We start from the raw sequence: 240 nt of genomic DNA, 5'->3' as shown, positions 1-240 counted from the left end.
CAGTGGTTTGCCCTTCTTTTATTTCTGAAGGAATATTCAGACTCTGACTGGCGCTACGGGCGGCTTTGAAATAAACCGATGCACCGCTTAACTGTAAATCGCCATGGTCGGCAGAGAGTTGTATGCGTTTCACAATGCGACAAACAGGAAGTTTCAGCGCCAGATCGTTGGTTTCGTTACGCGGCATTGCAATGACGCCGAGGAGTTTATGGTCGTTTGCCTGCGCCGTGCAGCACAGCA

1 protein-coding gene is annotated in these 240 nt (G+C 50.4%); it reads right to left on the bottom strand.

Translation table 11 applies throughout. The features are described 5' to 3' along the window. The coding region (locus tag SB756_RS34635; protein WP_410913827.1) for a DUF2541 family protein at window positions 1-240 on the bottom strand (240 nt) is incomplete at both ends.

The sequence above is a fragment of the Pseudomonas sp. SIMBA_068 genome (genome assembly GCF_046534705.1).
GTDB lineage: Bacteria > Pseudomonadota > Gammaproteobacteria > Pseudomonadales > Pseudomonadaceae > Aquipseudomonas > Aquipseudomonas putida.
This window is presented reverse-complemented; position numbering and strand designations above follow the sequence as displayed.